Source organism: Rhodococcus opacus, assembly GCF_012396235.1.
Classification (GTDB): Bacteria; Actinomycetota; Actinomycetes; order Mycobacteriales; family Mycobacteriaceae; genus Rhodococcus_F; species Rhodococcus_F opacus.
Map to the genome: position 1 here is coordinate 1 of NZ_JAAXPA010000067.1, position 6,846 is coordinate 6,846.

Here is a 6,846-nt window from a genome sequence, read left to right on the forward strand (position 1 = left end):
GCTCGTACGCTGATTCATCGCTGGGGCCTCCCACATCTTGTGGCTCTACCGGCCAGGACCCGTTTCCTGTCGGCAACCCACGTTCACATGTGCGTGGGGCCTCAGCCCAGCCCCTCATATCGTCTAATGGCTCCGCTGGTCATGAACGCTATCCGCGACATCGAAGACCGCCTCTACGAACAAGCAACGCACACGGAGCAAGCCCTGCTTCACGAATACGTTCGCGCCAGCCGACGGGGGACTGTGGCCGTAGTAGCGATGGGGCACAACATGGTCATCGCGAATCCCGCAGCATCCAGACTCATGGATTCATCGGACCAGGTCCTCCTGTGGGACTGGGCAACCCGCAACCTCGAAGAACGTCTCGAATGCGCCAGCGAACTTCGATTCATGGAGGGCATCGACGTCCATCTGCACGCTCGCCGGGTCGGTGGAGGCAAAGACACTTTCGGGGTTGTGGTCGAGCTTCGACCGAAACCTGACGCAACAACACGATCGGTCGTCGCGGGATACGACAGGTCCACGGGCGGTGCAAGCACGGAAAATAGCCAAAAAGAGCGCCTCCCGGGTCGGAGTTTGCCGACCTGTCGACTGCAAATGCAACTGGACGAGCTTCGGTCCGGCGGGTGACGCCGCACTTGCCGACCGACTGGCAAGGATCGAACACCCTGTCCGACAGAACGTTCGACTCTCGGGTTACCCCAATCATCGTCTAACGACCGAGACACCTGTCGTCGCGAAAAGCATGTGAATCAACCGGCACGAAGGTCGGTTGGTCGACCATGCGCACCTATCGTCCTTTGCTGCACACCGAAACTCACCCTCGCCCGCCTGGGTCAAGCGACTCGGTACGTGGGGGCGCACCAGGTCAGCCTCGCCGCAGCACCCACGTCCCAAGGTGCGACGAATCGGACTGCTGGGGACATGCACCCTCGACGGGTACGTGTTCCGCGACCGGTCGCCGTCCGTGGCGCCACGCGAGCACGAAGAACCACGGGCTGGCACATGTGCCGCGGTTGAGCGTAGCGATTTGGGACACCACGAACAGGAGTCGACGGCCAACACTAGTGATGCCAGTCACGCTGGTGATGGTGCGGCGTTCAGCCGACCAACAAGGGCACGAAGGAAAGGGCTGAGATGACAGAACGACAGTTATCCGTAGTCACCGATGGATTCACGTACCTGGAGGGTCCGCGCTGGCACGACGGGCGCTTGTGGTTCGTCGACTTCTACACGTTCACGGTCAACGCGGTGAACCCCGACGGCTCTGTAGAGCAGATTGCGGTGGTCCCCGAACAGCCCTCCGGGCTGGGCTGGCTTCCGGACGGGCGCATGCTGGTGGTATCGATGAAGGATCGTAAGGTTCTTCGCCAGGAGACGGACGGATCGCTCGTCGAGCACGCCGATATCTGGGACCTGTGCGGTGGGCACGCGAACGACATGGTCGTCGCCGAGAACGGCCAGGCCTACGTCGGGAACTTCGGATTCGACATGATGGCCGGGGCCGATCACGAACTCACCACGATCGTGCTGGTCAACACCGACGGATCCGCGAAAGTAGTAGCGGACGGTCTTTCATTCCCGAATGGGATGGTGATCTCTCCCGATGGGGGAACGTTGCTGGTCAACGAACTGTTCGGCAACAAGATCTCGGCATTCGACATCCTGCCGGACGGGACTCTCGGAGCGCGTCGAGACTGGGCCTCCTTCGGTGACCTGGGCGACGAAGCGAGCGTGGAGAAGCGATTGGCACAAGCGTCGATCGTTCCGGACGGTCTGACGATGGATGCAGAAGGCGCAGTATGGATTGCCGACTGCGTCAACCAACGCGCAGCACGTATCGCCGAAGGCGGCGAGATCCTCGACACCGTCAGCACTGCTCCCGAGGGTGTTTTCGCGGTCGCGCTGGGGGGAAATGACGGCAAAACCCTCTTCCTCTGCGTTGCCCCCGATTTCGACGAGAAGGCACGGAGCAACGCGCGCGAGGGCCGAATGTTGGCCACCAAGGTCGATGTGCCACATGCGGGTAGGCCCTGAAAATTGACGGACAGGTGGCCAGCAGGGTGAAGATCTCCTGCGCCTTGCGGACCGCTGGAAAGTCACGGCCTTATCAGAGTTGCCGAGCCACTGGGCTATGAGTGAGCTCATTTCCCGGTGGTTCCCCTGCACAGTGCTCCGACGGTGGGGTGCAGCATGTCGAGCCGCCGAGGTCATCGACCGGATCTGACTTGCCCGGGTTGGTTGCCGAACGCGATGGGGGACCCCGGCGGTTCGTTCCCTGCCCGCCCCCGTGGGGTTGGCGACCCGACAATCGTCCACCGTGAATGAGATAACGGTCGCTGCTCGGACCGCGTCGCCGTGCACGAAACAAATGTCGGGACTGTGGTTCCACCCATCGCCATTAGTCATTCGATGAGTACGAGCGGCGTCGGCAACGTTCGTGCCGCCGGCGCCCAATCCGCCCCTCGTCGATCGTAGGAAGGACCCAAGCTGTGCTCATCGGAGTACTGAAAGAGAACAAACCTGGAGAGACACGCGTCGCGGCGACTCCCGCGACCGTGATTCAGCTACGCAAGCTCGGTTACGACGTGGTCGTCGAGACCGGTGCGGGCGAACGTGCCGCTTTCTCGAACGCGGCGTACGCGGAGTCCGGCGCCACCATCGGGGATCCCTTGCAAGCCGACATCGTCTTCGGAGTCAATGCACCGGCATCGCAGCAACTCGACGGGCTGAGCCCCGGCGCGACGCTCGTCGCGATCCTGAGTCCCGCGCTCAAATCCGAACTCGTCGATGATCTGTCGCACCGACCGATCACCGCCCTCGCCATGGACGCAGTGCCCCGAATCTCGCGAGCTCAGTCACTGGACGTGCTCTCCTCAATGGCCAACATCGCAGGCTACCGAGCCGTAGTCGAGGCCGCACATGCCTTCGGCAGATTCTTCACCGGTCAGGTCACGGCAGCCGGCAAGGTCCCGCCGGCGACCGTACTCGTCGCGGGGGCCGGTGTCGCGGGCCTTGCCGCGATCGGTGCCGCTGGCAGTCTCGGCGCGGTCGTCAAAGCAACCGACCCTCGCCCCGAGGTAGCCGACCAGGTCCGCTCTCTGGGCGGCGAATACCTTTCCGTGGAAGCCGGCGATATCGAGGTCAGCGCCACCGGATACGCGAAGGAGATGTCGGCGGACTACAACACCCGCGCGTCGGACCTTTACGCCGCGACTGTTCCGCAGGCCGATATCGTCATCACCACGGCGCTCATACCGGGCCGCCCGGCACCGCGGCTGATCACGGCCGCGATGGTCGCCAGCATGAAACCGGGCAGCGTCATCGTCGACATGGCAGCCGCGAGCGGCGGCAATGTCGAAGGAACTGTGCCGGGTGCGGTGGCTGTCACCGACAACGGTGTGACCATCATCGGATATACCGATCTCGTCGGGCGGCTCCCCGCACAGTCATCCCAGCTTTACGGCACCAATCTGGTGAACCTGATGAAGCTGATGACGCCCGGCCAAGATGGTGAACTCGTACTCGACTTCGATGACGTGATCGTGCGCTCCATCACCGTGGTGCGCGACGGCGAGTCGACCTGGCCGCCGCCGCCAGTGCAGGTGTCGGCCGCCCCAGCCCCGACCATCAACAAATCGGAGAGTGTCCCGGTTCCGACCGAGCCGAAACAGCCGGTCTCCGCCAGAAGGAAACAGGGCATCGTCGGCATCGCAGCGGCGCTGCTGTTCGCCTTGATCGCCGTCTCGCCGCCCCCACTGCAGGTGCACCTGAGCGTTTTCGCCCTGGCGATCGTGATCGGCTACTTCGTCATCGGCAACGTGCACCACGCCCTGCACACCCCACTGATGTCCGTGACCAACGCGATCTCCGGAATCATCGTAGTTGGCGCGATACTGCAGATCGGCCACGACAATGTAGCGGTCACGGCGATTTCCTCCGCCGCGATCCTGCTCGCCAGTATCAACATCTTCGGTGGCTTTGCGGTAACCCGCCGCATGCTCGCCATGTTCTCGCGGTCCTGAAGGGTCTGAATTACCTTGATCTCAATCGAATCGGCCGCCTACGCGGCCTACATCGTCGCTGCGCTGTTGTTCATCCTTGCCCTCGCCGGCCTGTCGAAGCACGAAACCGCTAAGGCCGGAAACACCTTCGGCATCGCCGGAATGACGGTGGCGCTCGTCGCGACCGTCGTCCTGGCGGTCGACCACGGTGTTTCGGGATTCGGTCTGATCCTCCTCGCGGGTTTCATGCTTGTCGGTGCCCTGATCGGACTCCAACGGGCGAGTGTGGTGCAAATGACCGGGATGCCCGAGCTGATTGCGTTGTTGCACAGTTTCGTCGGCCTCGCCGCCGTGCTGGTCGGCTGGAACGGGTACCTGCACGTCGAACACATCGACGGTGCAGAGGCCCGAGCCCTCGGAGAGCAGGGAATGCTGGGTATCCACTCGGCAGAAGTTTTCATCGGCCTCTTCATCGGCGCGGTGACATTCACCGGATCCGTCGTCGCGTACCTCAAGCTCTCCGCGAAGATGAAGGCGTCCCCGCTGATGCTGCCCGGCAAGAACTTCTTGAATCTCGCTGCACTGGTCGCCTTCGTCACCCTAACGGTGTGGTTCGTGATCGAGCCGCAACTGTGGCTGCTCGCGGCAGTCACCATCCTCGCGCTGGGGGTGGGTTGGCACCTCGTTGCATCGATCGGGGGCGGCGACATGCCAGTGGTCGTGTCTATGCTCAACAGTTACAGCGGTTGGGCCGCCGCCGCCTCGGGCTTCCTCCTCGCGAACGATCTACTGATCGTCACTGGCGCACTGGTGGGCTCCTCTGGCGCCTACCTGTCCTACATCATGTGCAAGGCGATGAACCGGTCGTTCATCTCCGTCATCGCCGGGGGTTTCGGTCTCGTGACGGGACCGGACGATGAAGCCGACTACGGCGAGCACCGGGAAACCAATGTCGAGACGGTGGCGGAGATGTTATCGACCGCCGACTCGGTGGTCATCACTCCCGGCTACGGCATGGCTGTCGCTCAAGCGCAGCACGGAGTTGCTGAACTGACCCGCAAGCTGCGCGAGCGGGGCGTCGATGTCCGGTTCGGCATCCACCCAGTCGCAGGACGTCTCCCCGGCCACATGAACGTGCTACTGGCCGAGGCGAAGGTTCCCTACGACATCGTCTTGGAGATGGACGAGATCAACGATGACCTGGCCAATACCTCCGTGGTGCTGGTAATCGGGGCCAACGACACGGTCAATCCAGCGGCGGCCGAGGACCCGGCCAGCCCGATCGCGGGCATGCCGGTGCTCGCTGTGTGGGAGGCTGGCAACGTGATCGTCTTCAAGCGGTCGATGGCCTCGGGATACGCCGGCGTCCAAAATCCGCTCTTCTTCCGTGACAACACGCAAATGCTCTTCGGTGACGCCAAGACACGGATCGACGAAATCGTGGGAGCGTTGGCGGGTGCCCGCGTCTGACGTGTTCGCCGCCGGGGGAGAGCGGGTGAGCCTTCCGGCTCTCCTCCCAGCGAGTATGGCGGCATCCGTCGACCGAGTAGTTCGTGCGGCACCGGAGTTTCAGTCGTCCGATGACAAGAGAAGACCCCGGCCGCGGACCTTGGGTTCGCGGCCAGGCAGGCATTCAGTGCGGCATGTTCGATTAGCGTCGATGGACCGTGGTACTTCCGGCCGACGGGCATTCGCCTCGCGAAGAATGGCCCGGAGCACACGCTCATCACGTCTGCCGCGTCTCGTGCAGGAGTGCTTCTGGGCACACGATCACCCTGGAACGGGACCCTGCCCTGCGAGTCTCTCGGTATGGACGGTGAGGGCGTTCGAGCTCCCTTCCTAGCAAGCTCCCCGAAGCGGCGGCGAGGGAGGCCGACTGCTGTACCTCGGGCCCCGTCATCCGATATGCGGCCCGTGTCGCCGGCGAATCCAATGTCGCCGTCGTATCCGCCCACTCCTCGTTCAATTGCCTAGAGTGGGGAAATCTAGGTCGCGGGCGTCGGTGACGATATTGGCGGCTACGCCGCTCTGCCAGGCGCGACCGCGTTCGACCTGATCAGACCACACCACCGGTGGGTTCCCACGCCAGTTCGCGGATACGGGCCAGTAACCCCGGCCGGTTCGTCCTGACGGCCATCACGTACTCGGCCCGGCACTGTTCGCGCCGGTACCGCGGAGCAGGGCATCGACAGTGACCATCAAGACCACGCACCTGAGCGGGGGAAGGCTCATCGGACCTGGTGGCGTCGCGGCATTACCGAGTACGACACCGCCCAGCGGAGGTAACCGCTACGACAGGTGCAGGTCCGACTGCCCAGGACCCGTGCGCTACAGCGGTCTTGCCGTCCACCGCGGCCACCACACGCTCGCCCTCACTCTCACCGGCACCGGTCTGGTGGTGGCCGAGTACCTTCCAACTCGCCACCGTCGACCCGTCCGAGAGCCTGCCGGACCGTGGACTCACTCGGCGCTCGAATCGAATGCACAAGTGGGACAGTCTTTCCGATTCGACCGCAGCATCGTGACCTGCAACCTCGGGGTCTAGGAGCCGACCCAAATGCCGGCCGAACTCGACGATGCCTCGTCTTGAGGATCGCTCGCCACCGCGTGACCCTTGCACACCTGGGATACGTCGTCCTCCGACGCCGGATCGGAACCTCACCATTCGACCTGAACTACCTCTTATACGAGGTGTCCATCAACCGAGCCCAGTTCCTAAGAGCGTGTCTCATGTGGGGAGTTTCTTGAAGCAGGTCAGTGCGGCGGCGAGGTGAAGGAAGCCGGCGAAGTGTTCGCCGTGGCGCTCGTAGCGGATGGTCATACGCCGGTAGCCGGTGAGCCA

Annotated in this window: 4 protein-coding genes; all 4 read left to right on the forward strand. The window is 63.4% G+C overall.

Annotated features, from left to right (window positions below; genetic code table 11):
- Nucleotides 1-126 precede the first annotated feature (126 nt).
- The gene (locus HGB39_RS37605; protein WP_005563567.1) at nucleotides 127-630 is read left to right on the forward strand and encodes a hypothetical protein; all 504 of its coding nucleotides are present in this window, start codon (nucleotides 127-129) and stop codon (nucleotides 628-630) included.
- 507 nt (nucleotides 631-1,137) lie between these two features.
- Nucleotides 1,138-2,037, forward strand: a complete 900-nt coding sequence (locus HGB39_RS37610) for an SMP-30/gluconolactonase/LRE family protein (protein WP_005563565.1) — start codon at nucleotides 1,138-1,140, stop codon at nucleotides 2,035-2,037.
- A gap of 455 nt (nucleotides 2,038-2,492) precedes the next feature.
- On the forward strand, nucleotides 2,493-4,025 hold the full coding sequence (locus tag HGB39_RS37615) for a Re/Si-specific NAD(P)(+) transhydrogenase subunit alpha (protein ID WP_005563563.1): 1,533 nt from the start codon (nucleotides 2,493-2,495) through the stop codon (nucleotides 4,023-4,025).
- A 15-nt stretch (nucleotides 4,026-4,040) separates the two neighbouring features.
- Nucleotides 4,041-5,474, forward strand: a complete 1,434-nt coding sequence (pntB, locus tag HGB39_RS37620; protein ID WP_005563561.1) for a Re/Si-specific NAD(P)(+) transhydrogenase subunit beta — start codon at nucleotides 4,041-4,043, stop codon at nucleotides 5,472-5,474.
- Nucleotides 5,475-6,846 lie beyond the last annotated feature (1,372 nt).